This is a genomic window from Corynebacterium lactis RW2-5 (assembly GCF_001274895.1).
In the GTDB taxonomy this organism is placed as follows: Bacteria; Actinomycetota; Actinomycetes; order Mycobacteriales; family Mycobacteriaceae; genus Corynebacterium; species Corynebacterium lactis.
The window spans coordinates 1566893-1590223 of sequence record NZ_CP006841.1; the positions used below are offsets into that span (position 1 = coordinate 1566893).

At 58.5% G+C, this 23331-nt stretch carries 17 protein-coding genes and 3 rRNA genes; 5 read left to right on the plus strand and 15 right to left on the minus strand.

Features of this window, described 5'->3' with window-relative positions; genetic code table 11:
• Positions 1–48 precede the first annotated feature (48 nt).
• The 9 genes from CLAC_RS06840 to CLAC_RS06880 all read right to left on the minus strand — a co-directional run bounded on the left by CLAC_RS06840 (position 49) and on the right by CLAC_RS06880 (position 11894).
• The gene (locus CLAC_RS06840; protein ID WP_053412262.1) at positions 49–1155 is read right to left on the minus strand and encodes a tetratricopeptide repeat protein; all 1107 of its coding nucleotides are present in this window, start codon (positions 1153–1155) and stop codon (positions 49–51) included.
• A 148-nt stretch (positions 1156–1303) separates the two neighbouring features.
• Positions 1304–2164, minus strand: a complete 861-nt coding sequence (locus tag CLAC_RS06845; RefSeq protein ID WP_053412263.1) for a ribonuclease H family protein — start codon at positions 2162–2164, stop codon at positions 1304–1306.
• 99 nt (positions 2165–2263) lie between these two features.
• Positions 2264–3022 carry an iron ABC transporter ATP-binding protein gene (locus tag CLAC_RS06850; protein WP_053412264.1) on the minus strand — a complete coding sequence of 253 codons (759 nt, stop codon included), beginning with the start codon at positions 3020–3022 and terminating at the stop codon, positions 2264–2266.
• The gene (locus CLAC_RS06855; RefSeq protein WP_053412265.1) at positions 3019–4062 is read right to left on the minus strand and encodes an iron chelate uptake ABC transporter family permease subunit; all 1044 of its coding nucleotides are present in this window, start codon (positions 4060–4062) and stop codon (positions 3019–3021) included. The genes CLAC_RS06850 and CLAC_RS06855 overlap by 4 nt, the downstream gene beginning before the upstream one ends.
• The gene (locus CLAC_RS06860; protein ID WP_053412266.1) at positions 4055–5002 is read right to left on the minus strand and encodes an ABC transporter permease; all 948 of its coding nucleotides are present in this window, start codon (positions 5000–5002) and stop codon (positions 4055–4057) included. Before CLAC_RS06860 ends, CLAC_RS06855 begins: the two co-directional genes overlap by 8 nt.
• A gap of 43 nt (positions 5003–5045) precedes the next feature.
• Positions 5046–6062, minus strand: a complete 1017-nt coding sequence (locus tag CLAC_RS06865; protein WP_053412267.1) for a siderophore ABC transporter substrate-binding protein — start codon at positions 6060–6062, stop codon at positions 5046–5048.
• Between the two features lie 629 nt (positions 6063–6691).
• A 5S ribosomal RNA gene (gene rrf / locus CLAC_RS06870) occupies positions 6692–6808 on the minus strand.
• A gap of 99 nt (positions 6809–6907) precedes the next feature.
• Positions 6908–9995, minus strand: a 23S ribosomal RNA gene (locus CLAC_RS06875).
• Positions 9996–10376: 381 nt separating this feature from the next.
• Positions 10377–11894 (minus strand): 16S ribosomal RNA (locus tag CLAC_RS06880).
• Together the 16S, 23S and 5S rRNA genes form the textbook arrangement of a ribosomal RNA operon.
• A 167-nt stretch (positions 11895–12061) precedes the next feature.
• Between CLAC_RS06880 and CLAC_RS12640 the strand changes: the two genes are divergently transcribed.
• The 5 genes from CLAC_RS12640 to CLAC_RS13035 all read left to right on the plus strand — a co-directional run bounded on the left by CLAC_RS12640 (position 12062) and on the right by CLAC_RS13035 (position 17593).
• Positions 12062–12475 carry a hypothetical protein gene (locus CLAC_RS12640; RefSeq protein WP_156324791.1) on the plus strand — a complete coding sequence of 138 codons (414 nt, stop codon included), beginning with the start codon at positions 12062–12064 and terminating at the stop codon, positions 12473–12475.
• Positions 12476–12801: 326 nt separating this feature from the next.
• Complete coding sequence (eat, locus tag CLAC_RS06885) at positions 12802–14235, plus strand: ethanolamine permease (RefSeq protein WP_053412268.1); 1434 nt, start codon at positions 12802–12804, stop codon at positions 14233–14235.
• Positions 14236–14252: 17 nt separating this feature from the next.
• Positions 14253–15689, plus strand: coding sequence for an ethanolamine ammonia-lyase subunit EutB (gene eutB, locus CLAC_RS06890; RefSeq protein WP_082313202.1), 1437 nt, complete (start codon positions 14253–14255; stop codon positions 15687–15689).
• Positions 15690–15778: 89 nt separating this feature from the next.
• Positions 15779–16558, plus strand: coding sequence for an ethanolamine ammonia-lyase subunit EutC (gene eutC, locus CLAC_RS06895; protein WP_053413332.1), 780 nt, complete (start codon positions 15779–15781; stop codon positions 16556–16558).
• A 447-nt stretch (positions 16559–17005) separates the two neighbouring features.
• Positions 17006–17593: a YdcF family protein gene (locus CLAC_RS13035; protein WP_082313204.1), complete on the plus strand. Its 588-nt coding sequence runs from the start codon at positions 17006–17008 to the stop codon at positions 17591–17593.
• Positions 17594–17895: 302 nt separating this feature from the next.
• Here the strand turns inward: CLAC_RS13035 and tyrS are convergent, their stop codons facing one another.
• The 6 genes from tyrS to CLAC_RS06925 all read right to left on the minus strand — a co-directional run bounded on the left by tyrS (position 17896) and on the right by CLAC_RS06925 (position 23331).
• The gene (gene tyrS, locus CLAC_RS06900) at positions 17896–19164 is read right to left on the minus strand and encodes a tyrosine--tRNA ligase (RefSeq protein WP_053412269.1); all 1269 of its coding nucleotides are present in this window, start codon (positions 19162–19164) and stop codon (positions 17896–17898) included.
• 88 nt (positions 19165–19252) lie between these two features.
• Positions 19253–19900: a DNA-3-methyladenine glycosylase gene (locus CLAC_RS06905; RefSeq protein WP_053412270.1), complete on the minus strand. Its 648-nt coding sequence runs from the start codon at positions 19898–19900 to the stop codon at positions 19253–19255.
• Positions 19900–20073, minus strand: coding sequence for a Trm112 family protein (locus CLAC_RS06910; RefSeq protein WP_053412271.1), 174 nt, complete (start codon positions 20071–20073; stop codon positions 19900–19902). Before CLAC_RS06910 ends, CLAC_RS06905 begins: the two co-directional genes overlap by 1 nt.
• A 40-nt stretch (positions 20074–20113) precedes the next feature.
• Positions 20114–21565 carry an argininosuccinate lyase gene (gene argH / locus CLAC_RS06915; protein ID WP_053412272.1) on the minus strand — a complete coding sequence of 484 codons (1452 nt, stop codon included), beginning with the start codon at positions 21563–21565 and terminating at the stop codon, positions 20114–20116.
• 35 nt (positions 21566–21600) lie between these two features.
• The gene (locus CLAC_RS06920) at positions 21601–22800 is read right to left on the minus strand and encodes an argininosuccinate synthase (RefSeq protein ID WP_053412273.1); all 1200 of its coding nucleotides are present in this window, start codon (positions 22798–22800) and stop codon (positions 21601–21603) included.
• A 48-nt stretch (positions 22801–22848) separates the two neighbouring features.
• A complete protein-coding gene (locus tag CLAC_RS06925; protein ID WP_053412274.1) occupies positions 22849–23331 on the minus strand; it encodes an arginine repressor in 483 nt (160 codons plus the stop codon).

Sequence of the window (23331 nt, forward strand, 5' to 3'; positions counted from 1 at the left end):
CACGGGTACATAGGGCAACCACCGCCGGTCAGGGCTAAAAGCCCCGGCCTAGTCCAGCTCTTCGACGCGCTCGCGGGCGTCGAGCAGCTCGTCCTCGTCAATCTTGGCGCTGCGGGTGAACCAGGTCTTCGCCTCATCAGTGCGGCCGGCGGCAGCCAGGGCATCCGCGTAGGCGTAGAACAGGCGCGCCGCCTCGAAGTCCTCGCGCTCCGGGTCCAGGTTCTGGGTCTCCAGCTCGACGATGGCCTCATCCAGCTCGCCCAGGTCACGGCGGGCACCAGCGATAACGATGGCAAGCTCGGTCTTGGTCTCGGCGTCCAGCTGGCTGGCTTCATCGGAACGGCCCAGCTCAATAGCCTTCTCCGGGCGTCCAAGGCCACGCTCGCAGTCAGCCATTACGGCCAGCAAACCTGGTCCGCCGGAGATACGGCGAGCGGCGCGCAGCTCGGACAGCGCTTCCTTCCACTCGCCCGCGTGGTAAGCGGTGACACCAGCGGTCTCGCGGACAACGCCCACACGGCCAGCGCGGTCCTTCGCGGCACGGGCGTGCGCCAGCGCCTGCTTCGGATCCTCCGCCAGCAGCATCGCAGCCATAATCATGTGGCGTGCGACCTTGTCCGCGTTATCCTTTGCCAGGCTCTTCAGGTCCTGGCGCACGCTGGCATCGAGCTCGTCTGCCCGCACGTCATCCGGAATCGACGGCTCGTTCTTACGGGCCTCGATGCGCTCCTCGCGGAAGCCCGGACGCTGAGGACCAGTCCGGTGCGTACGCTTCTCATCCTGGAAACGACCGCCGCGATTGGAGCGACGACGATCGCCCTGACCACGCTGGCCACCACGGCCACGGCGGTCATCGCGGTTCGGGCGGCCACCTTCGCGACGCTCCCCGAAGCCACCGCGCTCGTTACGGTCGTTGCGATCATTCCGGTCACCCCGGTCATCACGACGGCGGTCGTCACGGCGACGGTCATCCCGGTCATCGCGACGGAAGCCCCTCGCACCCTGGCCACGGCCACCGCGACCGCCGTTGCCGCCATTACCGCCGCGTCCACGACCCTTAAAGCCGCCGTCGCCGCGCCCGTGCGAACGGTTTGCCCCGTGGTTTCCGCGGTTTCCTCGGCTCTCGCCTGAACGGGGACCCTCGTGCTCAGCCATGTAAGTCGGAGCTCCTTATAAATAACGTGATTGAAATGGGAAAAATACGCGCGCAACCGACGCTCGCCGACCACGACTAATTACGCCTATTCAGGCTACCAGCAACACCGGATTCGCCGTCGCTCACCGAACAGACCAAACCTTTAGCCTACCGGCTCAAATGCCAGCCGACCAACTTCAGCTCCGGCTCAAGACTCCACGTCGCCAGCGCGGTCCACCCCTCACCGCGCAGCAGCGCCACCGCCGTAGCCCCAATTACGGTCAGCTCCTCGCTTGCCGACGACAACTCCCCCGCTACCTGCTCCACCGAGACGTTCGTGACGGCGTCGGCAAGCAGAGTACGAAGAGCCCGGTCGCTGCCCTGCTCGGCCCTACGAGCGGCGCGACGGAGAGTGGTCAGCGCCTGCTCGGCGGCGGTGCGCAGCGTTTCGGTGCGACTGTCGACGGCGGGTGAGTCGAAGTCGAAGAGGCTCTGCTGCGAGGACTCGGCAGACCGCGAGGCGGCGGCGGAGGCAGCGGCAGTCGGTGCAACCTGACTAGCGCCCGAGCCGAACCCCGGGCCGTGCGGAACCTTCGTGCCCTTCTGGTACGCGGTTGCGGCGGCGCGGGCACGCTGATCGGCGGCTTCGTTCATATCGTGGCCGGAGTGGCCCTTGACCCATTCCATATCTATTTTTCGGCCGACCAACAATGCGTCGATATCCTGCAGAATATCCACGTTGAGCACCGGCTTTCCATCGCGTTTCTTCCAGCCCTTGCGCTTCCATCCCGGCATCCACTTAGTCACCGAGTTGATCACGTACTGGGAGTCGCACAGGACGTGAAGGTGCTCGTCGGCAAGGTGTGCGGTGGCGCGCAGCAGCTCGGCGAGAGCGGTGAGTTCGCCGCGGTTGTTGGTGCCTTCCTTCCAGCCTCCGGCGGCCCAGCAGTCATCGTCGATGTACCAGCACCAACCTGCAGGCCCCGGGTTGTGGAGGGCGGATCCGTCAACGGCAGCGGTAATAGTCATGGCGGCTAATTTTACCCGAGCGCCTCGCGAGCATCACGCGAGCATCACCAGCCCGTCGGCGCGGGCTTGAGCCCGAGGGCCCGCCCCTTCGGTGACTGTCTAGGACCCGTAGCAGGCAACCGGACCGTGCGGCCCCTCGACGATGTCAATCTGTGTGCCAAAGATGGGACTGAGCACCTCCGAGCGCATCAGCTCGCGGGTCGGGCCGTGCTCGACAATCTGCCCATCCTTCACCGCGCAGATGTGATCCGCGTAGCGGGCTGCAAAGTTAATGTCGTGGAGAACCACCACCATCGTGCGGCCCATCTGACGGACCGCGGTGCGCAGGTGCGCCATAATGTCCACCGAATGCGAGATGTCCAGGTTGTTCAGCGGCTCATCCAGCAGCACGTACTCGGTTTCCTGGCACAGAACCATCGCCACGTAGGCGCGCTGCCGCTGGCCACCCGACAGCTCGTCCAGGTAGCGCCCCTGCAGCGCGCCAAGGTTCAAAAACTCGATGTAGCGGGAGATGATCTCCTCGTCCTCGGCAGTCAGCCGGCCGTGGCTGTACGGGAAACGGCCGAAGCTGACCAGCTGCCGGACGGTCAAGCGTGTGACGAAGTGATTGTCCTGACGCAGGATCGACAGCACCTTCGCCAGGTCCTTCGACTTCGCCGCACCGACGTCGTAAGGCCCCACGTTGATGGTGCCCGAATCGACGCCGAGCAAGCGCCCGATCATCGTCAGCAACGTAGACTTGCCCGCGCCATTGGGACCGATCAGCGCGGTGATGGCATTGTTCGGAAACTCCAGGCTGACGGGCCCAATTTCGACCTCGCTGGTGTAATTCTTACGGACGTTTTCGAGGCGAATCATAGCCGTCCCTTCTTCAAAACAACGTAGAGGAAGATCGAACCGCCAACCAGCTCGATGATTATGGACACCACGCCCTGCGCGTAGAAGACGTGATTGAGAACGAAGTACGCTCCAGCCAAGGTGACGTAACCAATCAGCGCCGCCATCGGCAGTACGAAACGGTGATCAAACGTATCCGCCGCCTGGTACGCGATCGTGGCGACCAGGAAGCCCAGGAACGTCATCGGGCCGACCATCGCCGTCGACACCGCCATTAGCACCGCGACGAACACCAGCACGGTAATCGAGCTGCGCTGGTAGTTCACTCCCAGCGCCGTCGACACGTCGCGGCCCATCGCCATCACGTTCAGCACCCGCGAGTGCCAGACAATCACCGCGATACCCACCACCACAAGTGGAATCGCCACCGGATAAAACTCCGGATCGGCGTTATTGACCGAGCCGAAAAGCCGCGCCGTTAGCAGATCAAACTCCGACGGGGTCAGCAGCCTCTGCATGAACGTCGAAAGCGACGCCAGCCCACCGCCGATCACGATGCCGACCAGCAGCATGCTGTGCATGTCCGCGCCCCGCCCTGTCAGCAGCCACGTGTACAGCACTAGCGACAGCCCCACCATCAGCGCCAGCTGCATCACGAACGCGCTCAGCGACCCGGCCTGCGCCAGCCCCGTCACACCGAAAAAGTAGACCGCCGACGTACTAATCGCGACATAGAGCGCCTCGAACCCCATAATCGATGGCGTAATGATGCGATTATTCGCAATCGATTGGAACGCCACCGTCGCCACCGCCTGAGCACATGCGACGATAGCCATCGCAACGATAGCGTCGGCACGCCTGCGCGCGATCAGCCAGAACCCGTCGGTCCCAAACGGCAGAGGGTTGCCCCACGCCAGCAGTCCGGCCGTGAAAAACGCCGCCGCCACTACGAGAGCCCCGAGGATAATCCAGTAGCGCCTCCTCGCCCGCTCACCGCTAAACGAGGTCGTCACCCGTTTTTCGCTTGCCGACGCTGTGTTGAACGTTGCGTCACTAAACACGGCGCCTCCTGACAATCAAGTAGACGAAGACAACCGCGCCCATGATTCCCAGAATCACGGAAACGGGCACCTCGAAAGGAGCGATGATGATGCGCCCGAGAAGGTCCGCGATGGTTACGACCGCAATGCCGACCAGGCACACCCACGGAAGATTGGAGCGAAGGTCATCGCCGCGGAACATAGAGACGATATTCGGTACCACGAGCCCCAGGAAGGGCAGGTTGCCCACGACCACTGTGACCAGGCCCGTTGCGATTGCAATCAGTCCCGTACCGAAGAACACAATCTGGTTGTAGTTCAGGCCAACGTTAGTTGCAATGTCCTTACCGAGACCCGCGACCGTCAGACGGTCGCTGAAGAGGAACACGACAACCACGATCGCGACGACGAGCCACAGGAACTCGTATTGTCCCTTGTAGATGTCGGTGAACGAGCCCGAGAACCACACGCCCAAAGACTGCAGCATATTCGTCTGCAGCGCGAAAAACGTGGACACGGAACTAACCACCGCGCCGAGCATAATGCCAACAATCGGCACAATCAGGCTTGACTTCAGGCTGACCCGACGCAGGAACAGGAAAAATATCACAGTGCCGATAAACGCAAAGATAATCGCGCCGCCCATCCGCCCCAGTATCGACGCAGACGGAAAAAAGTACATGACAAAGATCAGCCCGAGACCCGCCCACTCTGTAGTACCGGTCGTGGTTGGCTCCACGAACTTGTTGTGAGTGAGCAGCTGCATGACCAGCCCGCACATCGCCATCGCCGCGCCTGAAAGAACCAGCGCGACAGTGCGTGGGATACGGGTAATGCCGAACATCGCCCAGCCATCCTCTGCACCGAGGATGTCGTACTGGCCGACAAAAAGCGAAACCGCCAAAAGGGCCACCACGAAGGCGACCCCGGCGACGAGTTTGACGTCAAAAAGCTTATTCATAGGTGAGGGTGAGGAAACCGCGCTCGAGGAAGGCCGCGGGCGGTTAGGCCTGCTCGAAGGCGTCGGCGAGCGAGTTCAGAATTTCGGTGTAGGTGATGATCGACTCGTTGGTGTAGGTGTCCTCGGGCGCGTAGTAAATCTTGCCCTCCTTCACCGCCTTAACGTTCTTCAACGGAGCGGCTTCCTCGACGACGGACTGCGCGGAGCGGTACTCGGAGGTGCCACGAACAGAGGTGCCGGCATCACGATCGAGAACCATAATGAAGTCCGGGTTTGCCTTAGCGATTGCCTCAACGGAAATCTCATCACCCTGGTGATCGTCAGAGGAATTAGCAACTTCCAAAGCGGGCTTCATGCCGATCATGTCGAACACCGGACCGAAGGTACGGCCTACCGACGGTGCAATGTAGCCCAAGGTGCCGCCCGAAGAGTTCAGGGCCATGACCTTGACATTCGGGTCGTAAGCCTTCTTCGCGCGCTCGAGAGCCTTGTCGAAGTCCGCGATGAGCTGCTTAGCGTCCTCCTCCTTGCCAAAGGCCTTGCCCAGGCCCTCAGCGTGGCGCTTCAGCTCGGCGTCGAGGGGCTGGTCTTTGCGCGGCTCGAACTCGACGATTGCGGAGCTAGGGGCCAGCTTCTTCATGTCCTCGTAGTACTTCGCAAAGCGCTGACCGTTGACAATCAAGTCCGGGTCGGCGGCGGCGACAAGCTCCAGGTTAGGCTCACGGTGGCTACCGAGGTCCTGGATGTCCTTGTTGTCCTTGATACCGGAGACAGTGAACGGAACAATAGGCTTCGGAGCGACTACGACGTTAACGCCCCAATTGTCGAGAATCTCGAAGGAGCGGTTATCGGTGGCGACCACCTTTTCCGCCGGCGAATTGATCTTCTGATCACCGTGGTTATCCGTGACGGTAATCGTGGACTGCGATTCCTGCGAGGCGTTGGACTGGGCTTCATTGCCAGCACCAGAGCCAGTCGAGCACGATGCGAGGACTAGCGACAGGCTTGCTGCAGTAGCAGCAACAATATTGCGGACACGGCCGGAGTTAGTGCGAGCCATTAAAGGCGGTTCCCTTCGGTCGAAGTCGGGTCAAACGGCGGACCGCTGGGCATTGAGGGCGCAGCTTACCCCTGCCCGACTTAGGTAATCGTTACCTAGATAATATTAGGGTTGACTCACCTATTTTCAAAAGAATTTACTTGTGTAAATAACCGAGGTTACACCCGACTGAGCGGGCCGGGGAAGTATTCGGGCTGTTGCGGCTCGCTGTGCTGGGAAGTCGCACAGCGGAACTGTGTTAAGGGTGGCGAGCTCCGCGGAGTGAGCTGGGGATAATCCAGCGGGATGGCAGAAGTAAGTTGGAAATATCGCGTACGTGGCGTTAATAGGCGCTTGGTTAGGCGGACCGTACGTCCGATACTCCGCATGATGGCAACGCTACCGGCTAATAAAGCCACTCAATGACACCGCACCGACGTTATGACACGGCATACCATGGCACAACATCGGCACAATGACACAACATTGACCGAATCGACCAACCATCCCTACTCGCCCCGCCGCTGCGCCGCCGCCCGGCCTGCGCCCCGGCGGAGTCCTCACCAATGCGGGAACACCCCAAATAACAAAAAGGGTGGGGAGGGCCACCAACCACACGGTCAGTAACCCTCCCCACCAAACAAAAACAATGCCGGCAGCGACCTACTCTCCCACACCCTCCCGAGTGCAGTACCATCGGCGCAGGTGGACTTAGCTTCCGGGTTCGGAATGGGACCGGGCGTGACCCCACCGCTAACACCACCGACAAACAACTGGCCAACCCCCACCACAAACACTGGGTAGGCGGTGTCATGCCAGACACTGAACAATAGACGCGAGCAAAACTCTTGATTTCACCAACATTTTTTGTGTTGACGTTCGGCCAATTAGTACCGGTCACCTCCACACATTACTGTGCTTCCAGATCCGGCCTATCAACCCCATCATCTCTAGGGGGCCTCAAAAGAAACCTAATCTTGGAACAGGCTTCCCGCTTAGATGCTTTCAGCGGTTATCCCTTCCGTACGTAGCCAACCAGCCATGCCCCAGGCGGGACAACTGGCACACCAGAGGTACGTCCATCCCGGTCCTCTCGTACTAGGGACAGCGTTCCTCAAGTTTCTACGCGCGCGGCGGATAGAGACCGAACTGTCTCACGACGTTCTAAACCCAGCTCGCGTGCCGCTTTAATGGGCGAACAGCCCAACCCTTGGGACCTACTCCAGCCCCAGGATGCGACGAGCCGACATCGAGGTGCCAAACCATCCCGTCGATATGGACTCTTGGGGAAGATCAGCCTGTTATCCCCGGGGTACCTTTTATCCGTTGAGCGACACCGCTTCCACAAGCCGGTGCCGGATCACTAGTCCCTAGTTTCCTACCTGCTCGACCTGTCAGTCTCACAGTCAAGCTCCCTTGTGCACTTACACTCAACACCTGATTGCCAACCAGGCTGAGGGAACCTTTGGGCGCCTCCGTTACTCTTTGGGAGGCAACCGCCCCAGTTAAACTACCCACCAGGCACTGTCCCCAACCCAGATCATGGGCCAAGGTTAGATGCTCAATACGATCAGAGTGGTATTTCAACAACGACTCCACCACCACTGGCGTGATAGTTTCACAGTCTCCCACCTATCCTACACAAACCGAACCAAACACCAATACCAAGCTATAGTGAAGGTCCCGGGGTCTTTTCGTCCTGCCGCGCGTAACGAGCATCTTTACTCGTACTGCAATTTCGCCGGGTCTGTGGTTGAGACAGCAGGGAAGTCGTTACGCCATTCGTGCAGGTCGGAACTTACCCGACAAGGAATTTCGCTACCTTAGGATGGTTATAGTTACCACCGCCGTTTACTGGGGCTTAAATTCTCCGCTTCGACACCAAAAGTATCTAACAGGTCCTCTTAACCTTCCAGCACCGGGCAGGCGTCAGTCCGTATACATCGACTTATCGTCTTCGCACGGACCTGTGTTTTTAGTAAACAGTCGCTTCCCTCTATTCTCTGCGGCCACCACCAGCTCTACTACGTCGTTCACCAGCAGTGGCCCCCCTTCTCCCGAAGTTACGGGGGCATTTTGCCGAGTTCCTTAACCACAGTTATCCCGATCGCCTTAGTATTCTCTACCTGACCACCTGTGTCGGTTTAGGGTACGGGCCGTCAATTCACATCGCTAGAGGCTTTTCTCGACAGCATAGGATCACCAACTTCCCCGCAAACCGGGTACGCATCACGCCTCACCCATCATGTGGAACGGATTTACCTATCCCACGGGCCACACGCTTACACCACGACAACCATCACGTGGCACGGCTACCTTCCTGCGTCACCCCATCACTTGGCTACTACCAGATCAGGTCCCCAGCATCACACACACCAACCAACCCGAAGGAAGGTAACAGCGCATGATCAGGTGGGTTAGTATCACTGATTCACCATGGGCGCGAAAAAACGGGTACGGGAATATCAACCCGTTGTCCATCGACTACGCCTGTCGGCCTCGCCTTAGGTCCCGACTCACCCTGGGAGGATTAACCTGGCCCAGGAACCCTTAGTCATTCGGCGGAGGAGTTTTCCACTCCTCATTCGCTACTCATGCCTGCATTCTCACTCGCGCACACTCCACATGACGGTTACCCGCACGCTTCACAGCAACTACGCGACGCTCCCCTACCCAACCAACAAAACGTTGATTGCCGCGGCTTCGGCGGTGTACTTGAGCCCCACTACATTGTCGGCGCAGAACCACTCGACCAGTGAGCTATTACGCACTCTTTCAAGGATGGCTGCTTCTAAGCCAACCTCCTGGTTGTCTTCGCGATCCCACATCCTTTTCCACTTAGCACACCCTTAGGGGCCTTAGCCGGCGATCTGGGCTGTTTCCCTCTCGACTACGAAGCTTATCCCCCGCAGTCTCACTGCCGCGCTCTGACCTACCCAGCATTCGGAGTTTGGCTGATGTCGCTAAGATGATAGTCCCGCTAAACCAACCAGTAGCTCTACCTCCAGGAGGAAACACACGACGCTGCACCTAAATGCATTTCGGGGAGAACCAGCTATCACGGAGTTTGATTGGCCTTTCACCCCTACCCACAGCTCATCCCCTCAGTTTTCAACCTAAGTGGGTTCGCGCCTCCACAGAGTCTTACCTCTGCTTCACACTGGCCATGGGTAGATCACCCCGCTTCGGGTCCAGGACATGCCACTAAAAAACACACTAGTTAGTATTCGCTTTCGCTACGACTACCCCACAACACGGGTTAACCTCGCGACATGCCGCTGACTCGCAGGCTCATTCTTCAAAAGGCACGCCATCACCCCAAAAAAAGGCTCTGACGGATTGTAAGCACATGGTTTCAGGTACTATTTCACTCCCCTCCCGGGGTACTTTTCACCATTCCCTCACGGTACTATCCACTATCGGTCATAGCAGGTATTTAGGCTTACCGGGTGGTCCCGGCAGATTCACAGCAGATTCCACGAGCCCGCTGCTACTCGGGAAACACAACAACCACACACCAGAAAGATTTCATCTACCGGGCTCTCACCGTCTACGGCAGGACATTCCAATCCACTTCAACTATCCCCTGATAACGCGGCGCAAGGCTGGCAGACCCCACACATTGCATCCCCACAACACCACACACGCAACCCCTGCCAGGTATCACACGTGACGCGGTTTAGCCTCATCCACGTTCGTTCGCCACTACTAACGGAATCACAATTGTTTTCTCTTCCTACGGGTACTGAGATGTTTCACTTCCCCGCGTAACCACCAACCAGACTATGAATTCATCTGGCAGCGACCGCCCATAACAACGGCCAGGTTTCCCCATTCGGACACCCTCGGATCAACGCTCAGTTGGCAGCTCCCCGAGGCCTATCGCAGCCTCTCACGTCCTTCATCGGCCTACTATGCCAAGGCATCCACCATGCGCCCTTACAACACAACACAAATAACTAAGAACAAATCAAACAATCAAAAAACTGTTTTACTCGAACTTACAGAAAAACAAGATGCTCGCGTCCACTATCCAGTTCTCACACAACACCCACACCAACCACCACCAAGACAAAACCACTCAGCAGGGCCAGCATAGCCACACGGGACAAACCCACACACCACCACAACAACAGCAGCAGCATGCACACAGTGTCATCCCAGACACCCAACAGCGCACCAACACACACACTTCTTACACGATGACAATCACCAACCACGCCAGAACACCAACCTTGGTGCCCTGCAGCAGGATGTATCCACCCTCAAAAACAAAAAACAGCCACCCACACCAACACGATGCGAAAAATGACTAGAGAAAAATAAACTCCTTAGAAAGGAGGTGATCCAGCCGCACCTTCCGGTACGGCTACCTTGTTACGACTTCGTCCCAATCGCCAATCCCACCTTCGACAGCTCCCTCAAAAGTTAGGCCACTGGCTTCGGGTGTTACCGACTTTCATGACGTGACGGGCGGTGTGTACAAGGCCCGGGAACGTATTCACCGCAGCATTGCTGATCTGCGATTACTAGCGACTCCGACTTCACGGGGTCGAGTTGCAGACCCCGATCCGAACTGAGACCGGCTTTAAGGGATTAGCTCACCCTCACAGGCTCGCAACCCACTGTACCGACCATTGTAGCATGTGTGAAGCCCTGGACATAAGGGGCATGATGATTTGACGTCATCCCCACCTTCCTCCGAGTTGACCCCGGCAGTCTCTTACGAGTCCCCACCACAACGTGCTGGCAACATAAGACAAGGGTTGCGCTCGTTGCGGGACTTAACCCAACATCTCACGACACGAGCTGACGACAACCATGCACCACCTGTATACAAGCCACAAGGGAAACCACATCTCTGCGGCGATCCTGTATATGTCAAGCCCAGGTAAGGTTCTTCGCGTTGCATCGAATTAATCCACATGCTCCGCCGCTTGTGCGGGCCCCCGTCAATTCCTTTGAGTTTTAGCCTTGCGGCCGTACTCCCCAGGCGGGGCGCTTAATGCGTTAGCTACGGCACGGATCCCGTGGAAGGAAACCCACACCTAGCGCCCACCGTTTACGGCATGGACTACCAGGGTATCTAATCCTGTTCGCTCCCCATGCTTTCGCTCCTCAGCGTCAGTTACTGCCCAGAGACCCGCCTTCGCCACCGGTGTTCCTCCTGATATCTGCGCATTTCACCGCTACACCAGGAATTCCAGTCTCCCCTACAGTACTCAAGTTATGCCCGTATCGCCTGCACGCCCGGAGTTAAGCCCCGGAATTTCACAGACGACGCGACAAACCACCTACGAGCTCTTTACGCCCAGTAATTCCGGACAACGCTCGCACCCTACGTATTACCGCGGCTGCTGGCACGTAGTTAGCCGGTGCTTCTTCTCCATCTACCGTCAGAAACCCTTCGTCGATGGTGAAAGGAGTTTACAACCCGAAGGCCGTCATCCCCCACGCGGCGTCGCTGCATCAGGCTTTCGCCCATTGTGCAATATTCCCCACTGCTGCCTCCCGTAGGAGTCTGGGCCGTGTCTCAGTCCCAATGTGGCCGTCCACCCTCTCAGGCCGGCTACCCGTCGACGCCTTGGTAGGCCATTACCCCACCAACAAGCTGATAGGCCGCGGGCCCATCCCACACCGAAAAAACTTTCCACCACACCCCTAGAATGTGGTCCTATCCGGTATTAGACCCAGTTTCCCAGGCTTATCCCGAAGTGCAGGGCAGGTCACCCACGTGTTACTCACCCGTTCGCCACTCGTGTACCCCAGCAAGCTGGAGCCTTACCGTTCGACTTGCATGTGTTAAGCACGCCGCCAGCGTTCGTCCTGAGCCAGGATCAAACCCTCCATAAAAACCTTCAAATAAGAAGAACAAAAAAGGCCCAAAAACCTGACAAAAAACTAGAACAAACAAAAACCACCACACCACCACACACAAACGCGCAGCACCATGATGACCTCTGGCAAAAATGATCTAGAAAAAACAGCATCACCGCATCAACCGACGAGGAAAAACTACGATGACACCAAAAACAGTTATTCAACCACTAAACAATGATCAAACACCAACAGTAAACAACCAACGCCTACCATCAGCACAACCACCATCAGCAGAAGCACTCACGAACCCACAACAGGCCCGGAGGCACCCCACCAACAACGCAGCGCACCAAAAAGCACACGATGATCATCACCAAAAAATAAAAAGTAAGTACATCGGCACACTATTGAGTTCTCAAACAACACACACCCACAACCAACCACACCTAAAACAAGGCACAATCGCCGTGAGCAGCAGGAAGAAACAATACCACACCCACCAACCGAACACCAAACAAACGCTCAGTGAACAATCAATGAACAAAAAGGAATGCTTCCCCCACACCAACACCAACCAGAAAACCACCCTCAGTGGCAACCCCCGGTCGCGCTGACTTCGAATACATTACACACACCCCACCAACAAACACCAATCCCCAGGTCAACACACAAAAACACCGTTCTTAAAACGGGCCACCGCAACAACTTCCCCAGAACCCACCCACCAACAAGCCCGTAGCGCCCCACCAACCAACGAATAACAAAGCCAGACATCCAACGTCACCACCGTTAACCAAAAGTTAACGAAAAATACCGCTTGACCACCTTGCAGCCCTACTGGAGCATATGGATTACGTGATTACGTAATCAGGTATCTATATACAGTTATGTTTTCACGGTTGCTCTAGAGATATAAGGCCCCAAGGAGGCGAACCGCGTCATGGACCACAATAAACTCACAACGCTTGCCTCCTCCCAGAGTCAAGCGCCGACATCTCTGCATCAGGTATCGGCCCTTCAAGGCACACATCAAGGTTCAGCAGGTTGGATTCTGCTCGCCAGCCTAGGAGTTTCCTTCGTTATCTCCGGTGACTTCGCCGGATGGCAATTCGGTCTCAAAGCCGGCGGCTTCGGAGGACTTGCAGTTGCTCTCGCCATTGTCGCAGCTCTCTATCTAGCTATGTGCCTCTGCCTCGCCGAGCTCTCCGCCGCAATACCCAGTGCGGGCGGCGGTCATCTTTTCGCAACCGTCGCACTCGGCCGCACGGGCGGGTTCATCACGGCGGCAGCCATCATGATCGAATACGTCATCGCCCCAGCGGCAATCACCACATTCATCGGTGGATATGTGGAGTCGCTCCAACTATTTGGCCTCACAAATGGCTGGCTTGTGTACCTGGCTTGCTACGCCATATTCGTGCTCATTCACCTCGCCGGCGCAGGCGAAGCCTTGAAATTGATGCTCGGTATAACAGGTGCCGCTCTCGTGGCTCTCGTTATCTATTCCTTCACGATGGCACCTCACGTATCCACTGCGAACTTCGCCGACGGTCTTCCGCTATTCCCTCACGGCGCCGGCAGCGTATGGCACGCAATTCCTTTCGCAATCTGGTTCTTTCTCGCAGTCGAGGGCGTGCCAATGGCCGCGGAAGATGCGAAGAACCCGAGCCGCGACATCCCCAAAGCAATCGTCACTGCAATGGCAATCTTGTTCATCGCAGCCTGCGCGATGATGATCCTCGGCCCAGGCGCCGCCGGCACCTCCATATACGCCAACTCCGACAATCCCCTGGTCAGTGGACTTAACTCCATCGGCGCTAACCCATCCATCGTCTACGCAATCAATTGCGCCGCTCTCACCGGACTTGTCGCGTCTTTTTTCTCCATCATGTACGGATATTCGCGGCTCGTGTACTCCATGTCTCGGGAACGGCTAATCCCGCCAATTTTTTCCCGTACTAACCGCAAGAACGTCCCCACATGGGCCACAATCGCCCCGGCAATACTCGGTTTCGGACTGACTCTCATCTTCGATGGCGACTTCCTCATGTCCATCGCTGTATTCGGAGCCGTGATTTCGTACGCCCTGATGATGCTCTCGCACATCGTACTGCGCCGTAACCGACCGAAAATGACGCGACCGTACCGCACCCCCGGAGGCCTCGTCACCTCCACCTTCGCATTCGTGCTCGCCCTCGGCGCCATTGTCGCCCAGGTCGTCGCCAACCCATATGTCGCGGGAATTTCCGCTGCGACACTTGCTGTCCTGGTCGTTGCGCACCTGCTTCATGAGCGTCGTAAAGCGCACTTTACAACGGACATCGGCGCCTCACTCCCCCACCTCCATCAAGACGAAAAGCCCTGCACGTATTAGGGAGAGGAAAACCCACTGTGTACTCACAAACTCTGCACGGACACACCTACCAATTCACAAACCTCGCCGATGTGCTCGCCAAGGCCACGCCGCAGCGCTCCGGTGATGAGCTCGCCGGATGCGCCGCCCGGTCAGAGGCAGCGCGCTCTGCCGCCGGGTGGGTGCTTGCCGACGTCCCGTTGGCGGACCTACTGGAAAACCCCTCGCTGCCATATGAACACGACTGCGTGACCAAGATAATCCTGGACAATCACGATGCTGAAGCATTCCGGCCGCTTGCTTCGATGACGGTCGGCGAGTTCCGCGAATGGCTGCTCGCAGTGTCATACCGCGACGATGCTGCGGAGATTTTGGAGTCCGTTCAATGGGCACTGACTCCCGAGATGGTCGCTGCAGTGTCGAAGCTCATGAGCAACGGAGAACTCATCGCAGTGTCGGCGGCATCGGTAGTCACGAAGGCGTTCCGGAATACGGTCGGCCTTCCGGGAAGAATCGCAACGAGGCTCCAACCAAATCACCCCGCAGATGACGCCACCGGGGTCGCCGCCGCTATCATCGATGGGCTCAGCCTAGGGGCTGGAGATGCCGTGATCGGAATCAACCCGGCTACAGACTCGCCACAGCGCGTTCGCTACTTGTTGCAGCTTATCGACGATGTGCGGAGTCGCTATGAAATCCCTACCCAATCCTGCGTCCTGACTCATGTCACGACCACCGCCGATCTCATTGCCGAAGGGGCCCCGGTCGATCTCGTTTTCCAGTCGATTGCGGGCACCGAGAAAACGCTGAAGAGCTTCGGTGTGACACAAACAATGCTGGAGGAGGCCAATCTGGCGGCGCGTGAGTTGAAACGGGGAACGGTCGGAAACAACGTCATGTACTTCGAGACGGGCCAGGGCTCATGCCTTTCGGCCAATGCGCATCTGACTCCGGCAGGTCAGCCGCTGGATCAACAGACGCTCGAGGCCAGAGCCTATGGACTCGCTCGGCACTACGACCCATTCCTGACCAACACCGTCGTCGGGTTTATCGGCCCCGAATACCTGTATGACGGCAAACAAATTATCCGAGCTGGTCTCGAAGATCTATTCTGCGGAAAGATTCTCGGACTCAACATGGGAGTCGACGTCTGCTACACGAACCACGCAGAAGCGGACTCGAACGATATGGACGTTCTACTCCACCTGCTCATTCAGGCGGCGGCCGGGTTCGTCATCACGGTTCCCGGCGCCGACGACATCATGCTCGGCTACCAGTCCCTGTCCTATCACGATGTCGCAGCTGCCCGAGCGGTTACCGGTCGCAAGCACGCTCCCGAATTTGAAGCATGGCTTTACGATCGTGGCCTAATCGGACGCAATGGCAAGCTCACCAACTCCGGCGAATTCATGGGCGAAGACTTTAATGAACTGGCGAATAAGGCGCACAACATTGCGCTGGTCTCGGCAGATTAGGCCATTCAGCGAGGCCACACCGCACGCACCGGTACTGAAAGTGCATACCGGCGATGGAACGCACGGCACTAGAAGGGACGAGATTGAAAATGAGTAATGAGGTAACGCAGCGCCACGGCGACATTGTCAAAGGTATTGACGATTTGCGCAGTTACACACCAGCACGGGTCGGATTGGGCCGTGCGGGAGCAGCAATGCCAACTCATGAGCGGATGGCGTTGCTCACCGCCCATTCGTCGGCACGCGATGCTGTGCACAGCAGAGTTGATGTGGCGGGACTCAAGGAAGAAATCTCGCATATGAGCGAGTTGGAGTCGCAAACGAGTGACCGGCACGAGTATCTACGGCGCCCTGATCTGGGCAGACGGCCTGGAAATGTCGATCATATCGATTGGTTGAAACACGTTGGTGACGTCGGCTTTGTGATCGTCGACGGGCTGTCGCCGCAGGCAGTCAACGAGCACGCGGCACCGTTGGTCGCGGCATTGGAGACCGAGTTGGCGAAGGCGTTACCGGACAAGCAGATTGCCGCTCCCGTTTTCGCTCATCGAGGACGCGTTGCGTTGGGCGATCATGTCGGAGAGCGGGCCGGGTGGGACACCACGATTGTGATTATTGGTGAGCGGCCGGGACTTTCGGTCCCGAGTTCGCTGGGAATGTATCTGACGTGGAAAGCAAAACCCGGCACGACCGACGAGGCTCGCAACTGCATTTCCAATATTCATCCTCCGCATGGGATTGGGTATTCGGAGGCTGCAGTTGGGGCGGCGCGCCTCGTTTGTGCGTTCTATGAGCGTGGATTCTCTGGATACCAGGTCAAAGCCGTCGAGGGGCCCGGTGATACGGCGATTCAAAGTGCCGGTTCTTAGGTACTGTCGTAGTGCTTTAACGGAATCTATGCGTCAGTTCTATAGAGATGCGGGACCGCTAGATGCTGCTGTGGTCTGCGCAGGCAATCCTCCGTTCACAGACCTAACCCCGCTGACTGGTGAAGAATTCATAAAAATCGAAACTGGCCAGACATTAGATTCACTGCCTAGCGAGCTAAACCTAGTTTCCAACTTTTACTACAGCCAAAAAGGTACACATTACTTATATTTTTAAATAAACCACAAATTTACCATTATCTCCACTTTTCCCAATAGCCCCAACAGTACATTCCATTACATATAAACATAAAGCTAAGCACCCGAAAAGGGTTATATAAAACAAAATTTTCATATTGATTTTGCAGGCACGAGTTTGTGGATAATACGATTCACTAAACGCTTTTTACGCAACACTTTTGTTCACGTTCCCCGAAGGGTTTACTACGTATGTCACGGCTTTCTCGTTTGCTTGCAGCCAGCCTCACTGCTGCCATCGCTCTGTGTATTCCGGCAACCGCTGACGCTTCTCCGTCCGCAGTTTCATTGAACTCATCCACGTTAACTCCCCTGAAAACTTCCCCTCTGGGGCGAGCTGCAGCACATGGAGCGCTCCTTGATCCAAACGTCCCAATCATTGTTCTGGGCGCGCGTCTCAACGCTGGCTCTTGCTCGATGCCTGCTGTACTGGTAGGCCGTATTGACGAAGCAGCAAAGCTAGCTCTAGCACATCCCCTCAACCCGGTCATTGTTTCGGGAGGCGTGACGCAACCAGGCTGCCCAAGCGAAGCTGCTGCTATGAAACAGGCACTAGTCCGCAGTGGAGTGTCCGCCCATCGCATTACGACTGAGAGTACTTCGCAAAGTACCGTTGGCAATGCCGCAGGAACATCGCACTTCGCAAAGAAACTAATTGGCATCGGCCCCCGCACCGGCGTTTTGGTGACATCCGATGCCCACATGCCCAGGGCTCTCGATACCTTCGCTGCCGGGGATAACCAAGCACTGTGGCTGGCTACTACATCGCAAGTGAACTAACCGAGAGGGCCCGTTCTAACACAGCTCCTAATCACCTGTAAGAGCCTCCTACCTTCATTTCTGCCAACGTTTTTAACCGGTGTGGCAGCCGGCGAGCTGCGGGCTGCCATCGATGAACTAGCAGGCAAACGCTCTCCACTCTTTATTTTTGCCATCTTTTTGGAGGAAGTGACCAGATTTTCGACCTTACTTCATCCAAAAAGCTGGCAAATTCGACTGAGCGCGAATCAGATGAATAAATATCGAGTGGGCGCAGGGCAAACAGGGCCCGGCAATGCAAGCTGCTTTTAAACAACCAGCACTTACACGAATTTCACACCGGCGAAGTTCTTCTTACCGCGACGCAGCACAACCCACTTGCCGTGCAGCAGGTCGGCCTCACCGGGCGTCCACTCTTCGTCGGCAATGCGCTCATTGTTCGCGTAGGCACCGCCTTCCTTAATAGTGCGGCGTGCCTCGCCCTTCGATTTCGCCAGGCCCGAGGCGACCAGCAAGTCTACAGCAGTGCGCGGCTCGCCTGACGCGATTTCTGCCACCTCAGTCTCAGAGACAGCGCCGACGAGCGTTGCTTCGTCCAGGTCGGCCAACTCGGCACGCCCGAACAGAGCTTGAGCAGCCAGCTCGACAGCCTTGGTCGCCTCCTCGCCGTGCACCAGGTTGGTCATCTCCTGAGCCAGACGACGCTGAGCCTCACGCTTGAACGGACGCTCCGCAACGGCGACCTCGTACTCCGCGATCTCCTCCTGGGACAGGAAAGTGAACCAGCGCAGGTAATCAATAACTACCGAGTCACCAGCGTTCAGGAAGTACTGGTACCAGGAGTACGGCGAGGTCTTCTCCGCATCCAGCCACAGTTTTCCGCCGCCGGTGGACTTACCGAATTTCTGTCCCTGCGCATCCGTTACCAGCGGCACAGTGAGGCCGTGGACCTTGGCACCGTCGACACGCCTGTTGAGGTCAACGCCCGAAACGATGTTGCCCCACTGGTCACCGCCGCCAATCTGCAGGATGCAGTCGTGGGTGCGGCGCAGCTGCACGTAGTCGTTGGACTGCAGCAGCATGTAGGAAAACTCGGTGTAGGAGATACCGTCGGACTCGAGGCGGCGTTTGACGGTATCGCGATCGAGCATCGTATTCAGCGAGAAGTTCTTGCCCACATCGCGCAAGAAGTCAATGACGGACATGTTCATGGTCCAGTCCGCGTTGTTGACCATCGTCGCCGGGGAATCGCCCTCGAAGTCAATGAAGCGCCGCAGCTGCCCCTTAATCGACTCCAGGTTGTGCTCAATAGTCTCCTGGCTGAGCATCGACCGCTCACCCACATCACGGGGATCGCCAATGAAGCCAGTTGCACCGCCGGCCAGCGCAATCGGGTGGTGCCCTGCCAGCTGGAAACGCCGCAGCATAATCATCGGAACCAGGTGGCCCGCATGCAGCGAGTCTCCCGTCGGGTCGAAACCGCAATATAGAGCAATCGGGTTTTCGCACGCCTCGCGCAGCGCTTCAACATCAGTGGACTGATTAATCAGCCCACGCCACTGTAATTCGTCGATAATGTTCTGCTCAGTCACGTTCTCTATCGTAACGTTTCACCTTCAGCCCCAGGCCATCAGGGGTGTATTCTCTCCGCTTGCCGACGCTCTCAACTACCGGCCCCGACTAGAATTCGGCGAGCGCGGACTTGTGCTTCCGATATGCGGAAACGGAATCGTCCTCGAGACAGAGCCGCCACGGCCGCTCGGCTGCCCGGCGCACACCGACCCGAGGCCCCGAACGAACGCGCTCCTCGGGTAAAGAAGATTCCCGTGGTTGTAGAAATAGACGTCCCGCGCAATCCAAAGCATCGTGGCCGTAATCGGACAAATCAATACCTAGGGCCTGACCTACATTGCCGGGCCCGCGGCCAAGGCCTGAATCGGAGGGCTTTTCACCGCGGCGCCGGCGCACGGCATCAGCTCCGGAGTCGATCCGGACGGAGCGGATTAGTATTCCTCCGCCTTCGCCGTCTTCGGCACAGGTGACGTTGAGGCAAAAGTGAATCCCGTAGGAACGGTAGACGTACCAATGCCCTGCGGGACCGAACATCGCACGGTTGCGCGCGGTCAGTCCCGGGTAGCAATGCGCCGCGGGATCGGGCCAGCGCGAATCCGCCGGGCCGCCGTAGGCCTCAACCTCGGTAATAGTCGCGACAATCCCCTCGGCGGGGACCTCTATACGACAGCCCAGAACCTGCCGCGCCGCCTCAATGGGTGAGACCTGCAGCAGGCTTCGATCAAAAGGCATACGCAACGCGTCGCGCGAGGCCATTAACGGTCCCAGGCAACAGCCTCGTCCGCAAGCATGACGGGGATTCCCTCGTCGATTCGGTAGGCGACCTTCAGGCGCGGGTTGACCAGCACCTGCTCATCCTCGAGGTAGTCGAGGGGGCCCTTGTCTTGCGGGCAGACGAGGATGTCGAGGAGTTTTGCGTCCAGGCTCATACTTTCCTACCTACCTTTTCGATAAAGTTCTGCGCCCTGATCAGGCGTCGGCCGACTTGCGAACCGGAGTCGAGGCCCACTCACGAGCAGCGGCCAAGGTCTCCTCGACGCGGCCCAGCTGCTCCGCAACGCGCACACCGGCGGTGCCACCGCGGGTGTCGCGGGAGGCAACAGCGCCCTCAACGGTGAGAACCTCACGGACCTCGGGGGTCAGGGCCGGGTGCACGCCGGCGAGATCCTCGTCCGTGAGCTGATCCAGGCCGATTCCGCCCTTGGACTCCGCGACGCGGACACACTGGCCGGAGGCCTCGTGAGCATCGCGGAAGGGCACGCCCTTGCGGACCAGCCACTCGGCTAGGTCCGTGGCCAGGGTGTATCCGGCGGGAGCGAGCTCGAGCAGGCGCTCCTCGTGGAAGGTCAGGGTCGCGACCAGACCCGTGAGAGCCGGAAGAAGCAGGTTCAGCTGCTCGACCGAATCGACCAGCGGCTCCTTGTCCTCCTGCAGGTCCCGGTTGTAGGCCAGCGGCTGCGCCTTCAGGGTTGCCATTAAGCCGGAGAGGTTGCCGATAAGCCGGCCGGTCTTGCCGCGGGTAAGCTCCGCGACGTCCGGGTTCTTCTTCTGCGGCATGATGGACGAGCCCGTGGACCAGGCGTCGGCAAGAGTAACGTAGCCGTACTCCGGCGTTGCCCAGTAGATGATTTCCTCAGCCAAACGAGACATGTCCACGGCAATCTGGGCCAGGACGAAGGCGGTCTCGGAGGCGAAGTCGCGCGAGGAAGTGCCGTCAATGGAGTTATCGGCAGCGGAGTCAAAGCCGAGCTCTGCGGCGATGGCCTCCGGATCCAGGTGCAGCGAGGAGCCTGCCAGCGCGCCAGAACCGTACGGGGAAACCGCCAGGCGGCGGTCCAGTTCACGGATGCGATCCAGGTCGCGCAGCAGTGGCTGGGCGTGAGCAAGCAGCTGGTGCGCTAGCAGCACCGGCTGAGCAGCCTGCGAGTGGGTCTTGCCCGGCATGATTGCGGTCGGGTGCGCCTTGGACTGAGCAACCAGTGCATCGATCAGGTCGGAGACGTCCAGAGCGACGTCGCGAACCGCGTCGCGAAGCCACATGCGGAACAGCGTCGCGACCTGGTCATTGCGGGAACGGCCAGCGCGCAGGCGGCCTCCCACCTCAGCGCCGACGCGGTCAATCAGGCCACGCTCCATGGCACCGTGGACATCCTCGTCGGAGGGCTCCGGGCCGAATGCACCCGAGGTGACGTCCTCGCCCAGCTGCTTCAGGCCGGTGATCATGGTCTCGAAATCGGCGTCGCTGAGCAGACCTCGCGCGTGCAGGACACGGGCGTGGGCCTGCGACGCCAGCACGTCGTAAGGCGCGAGAACCCAATCAAAGTGCGTGGACTTGCTCAATGCTGCCATCGCCTCCGACGGGCCACCCGCGAAACGGCCGCCCCACAGCGACCCCTCGTTAGTTCCGTGCTTTTCGACCATAATCAGCCGGCCTTTCCGCTAGTAGTTCCGGTTACTTACAGGTTGAAGTCGCGCTTCGCGGCCATCTTCGAGGACAGGCCGTGCAGCTCGACGAAGCCGCGAGCCAGGGTCTGGTCGAAGGTGTCGCCCTCGTCGTAGGTGGCGAGGTTGAAGTCGTACAGCGAGGTGTTCGAACGGCGGCCGTTGACGTTGCAGTTGCCAGCGTGCATGACCATGCGGATATCGCCGGAAACGCCCTTCTGGGACTCCTCGATGAAGGTGTCCAGAGCACGCTTGAGCGGGGAGAACCACAGGCCGTCGTAGACCAGCTCGGCCCACTTGCCCTCAACCTGGCGCTTGTAGCGAGCCAGCTCACGCTCAACGGTGACGTCCTCCAGAGCGGCGTGCGCGATCATGATAGCGATGGCGCCCGGAGCCTCGTAGATCTCGCGAGACTTGATGCCGACCAGGCGGTCCTCGACCATGTCCAGACGACCGATACCCTGGGCACCGGCGCGGCGGTTCATCTCCTCGATGGCCTCGAGCACCGAAACCGGCTTACCGTCGATCGCGGTCGGCTTGCCGTCCTCGAAGGAGATGATGACCTCATCCGGGGAGTTGAAGTTCAGGGTCGGGTCCTCGGTGTAGGAGTAGACGTCCTTGGTCGGGGCGTTCCACAGGTCCTCGAGGTAGCCGGTCTCGATAGCACGGCCGAAGAGGTTCTGGTCGATGGAGAACGGGGAGGACTTGGACTGCTCGATCGGCAGGCCCTTCTCCTCAGCGAAGGCGATGGCCTTGTCGCGGGTCCATGCGAAGTCACGGGCCGGAGCGATAATCTTCAGGTCCGGCGCGGTGTTGGCAAAGCCGACCTCGAAGCGAACCTGGTCATTGCCCTTACCGGTGCAGCCGTGAGCGACGTGGGTGCCGCCGAATTCCTTGGCAGCCTCAGTCATGTGCTTGACGATCAGCGGACGGGACAGAGCAGAAACCAGCGGGTACTGCTTCATGTAGAGGCCGTTCGCCTTGATAGTCGGCAGGCAGTACTCCTCGGCGAACTCGTCCTTGGCGTCAACAACGACAGCCTCAACGGCTCCGGCGTCGAGAGCGCGCTGACGCACCGACTCCATGTCCTCGCCGCCCTGTCCGACATCGATGGACACCGCGACAACCTCGCCGTCGGTCATGTCCTTCAGGTACGGAATAGCGACGGTGGTGTCGAGGCCACCAGAGTAGGCAAGAATAACCCGGTTGGTCATGGGGTGTAGCGCTCCTTTAATCGGTGCTAATTGAATGTCTTAAATATTTTACTGGTTCGTTCCGGCAGATAAACGCTGGGCTAGATCAGCGCCGGAAAGCGGTTCCCTGGCTAGGCACATTACCGTGTCATCGCCAGCGATTGTGCCAACGATGTCCTTAAGTCCCGCACGATCAATCACGCTGGCCAGGTACTGTGCAGCACCGGGTGGAGTCCGGACCACCGCAATGGATCCGGAGTGGTCGATGGAGACAAGCAGCTCGTCCAAAACTCGCCGCATCCGAGATAGCGCGCCGCTGGTTGCGGCTGCCGCGTCCTCGGCAATCATGTACCGAGAACCTCGGGACTCATCACGGACCTTCCTCGCGCCCAACTCATCGAGATCACGAGACAGCGTCGCCTGCGCAATATCAATGCCCTCGGCAGCTAGAAGCTCCACCAACTGAACTTGGCTGGACACATGGTGCCGAGCAATCAGGTCCGCGATGAGTGCCTGCCGTGCCGTGCGCGATCCGGGCTGTGCTCCAGTCAT

Coding starts and splice junctions, on each gene's coding strand:
- CLAC_RS06840 (WP_053412262.1), bottom strand. CDS start 1,155: ATGGCTGAGCACGAGGGTCCCCGTTCAGGCGAGAGCCGAGGAAACCGC.
- CLAC_RS06845 (WP_053412263.1), bottom strand. CDS start 2,164: ATGACTATTACCGCTGCCGTTGACGGATCCGCCCTCCACAACCCGGGG.
- CLAC_RS06850 (WP_053412264.1), bottom strand. CDS start 3,022: ATGATTCGCCTCGAAAACGTCCGTAAGAATTACACCAGCGAGGTCGAA.
- CLAC_RS06860 (WP_053412266.1), bottom strand. CDS start 5,002: ATGAATAAGCTTTTTGACGTCAAACTCGTCGCCGGGGTCGCCTTCGTG.
- CLAC_RS06865 (WP_053412267.1), bottom strand. CDS start 6,062: ATGGCTCGCACTAACTCCGGCCGTGTCCGCAATATTGTTGCTGCTACT.
- CLAC_RS12640 (WP_156324791.1), top strand. CDS start 12,062: ATGACACCAAAAACAGTTATTCAACCACTAAACAATGATCAAACACCA.
- eat (WP_053412268.1), top strand. CDS start 12,802: ATGGACCACAATAAACTCACAACGCTTGCCTCCTCCCAGAGTCAAGCG.
- eutC (WP_053413332.1), top strand. CDS start 15,779: ATGAGTAATGAGGTAACGCAGCGCCACGGCGACATTGTCAAAGGTATT.
- CLAC_RS13035 (WP_082313204.1), top strand. CDS start 17,006: ATGTCACGGCTTTCTCGTTTGCTTGCAGCCAGCCTCACTGCTGCCATC.
- CLAC_RS06905 (WP_053412270.1), bottom strand. CDS start 19,900: ATGGCCTCGCGCGACGCGTTGCGTATGCCTTTTGATCGAAGCCTGCTG.
- CLAC_RS06910 (WP_053412271.1), bottom strand. CDS start 20,073: ATGAGCCTGGACGCAAAACTCCTCGACATCCTCGTCTGCCCGCAAGAC.
- argH (WP_053412272.1), bottom strand. CDS start 21,565: ATGGTCGAAAAGCACGGAACTAACGAGGGGTCGCTGTGGGGCGGCCGT.
- CLAC_RS06920 (WP_053412273.1), bottom strand. CDS start 22,800: ATGACCAACCGGGTTATTCTTGCCTACTCTGGTGGCCTCGACACCACC.
- CLAC_RS06925 (WP_053412274.1), bottom strand. CDS start 23,331: ATGACTGGAGCACAGCCCGGATCGCGCACGGCACGGCAGGCACTCATC.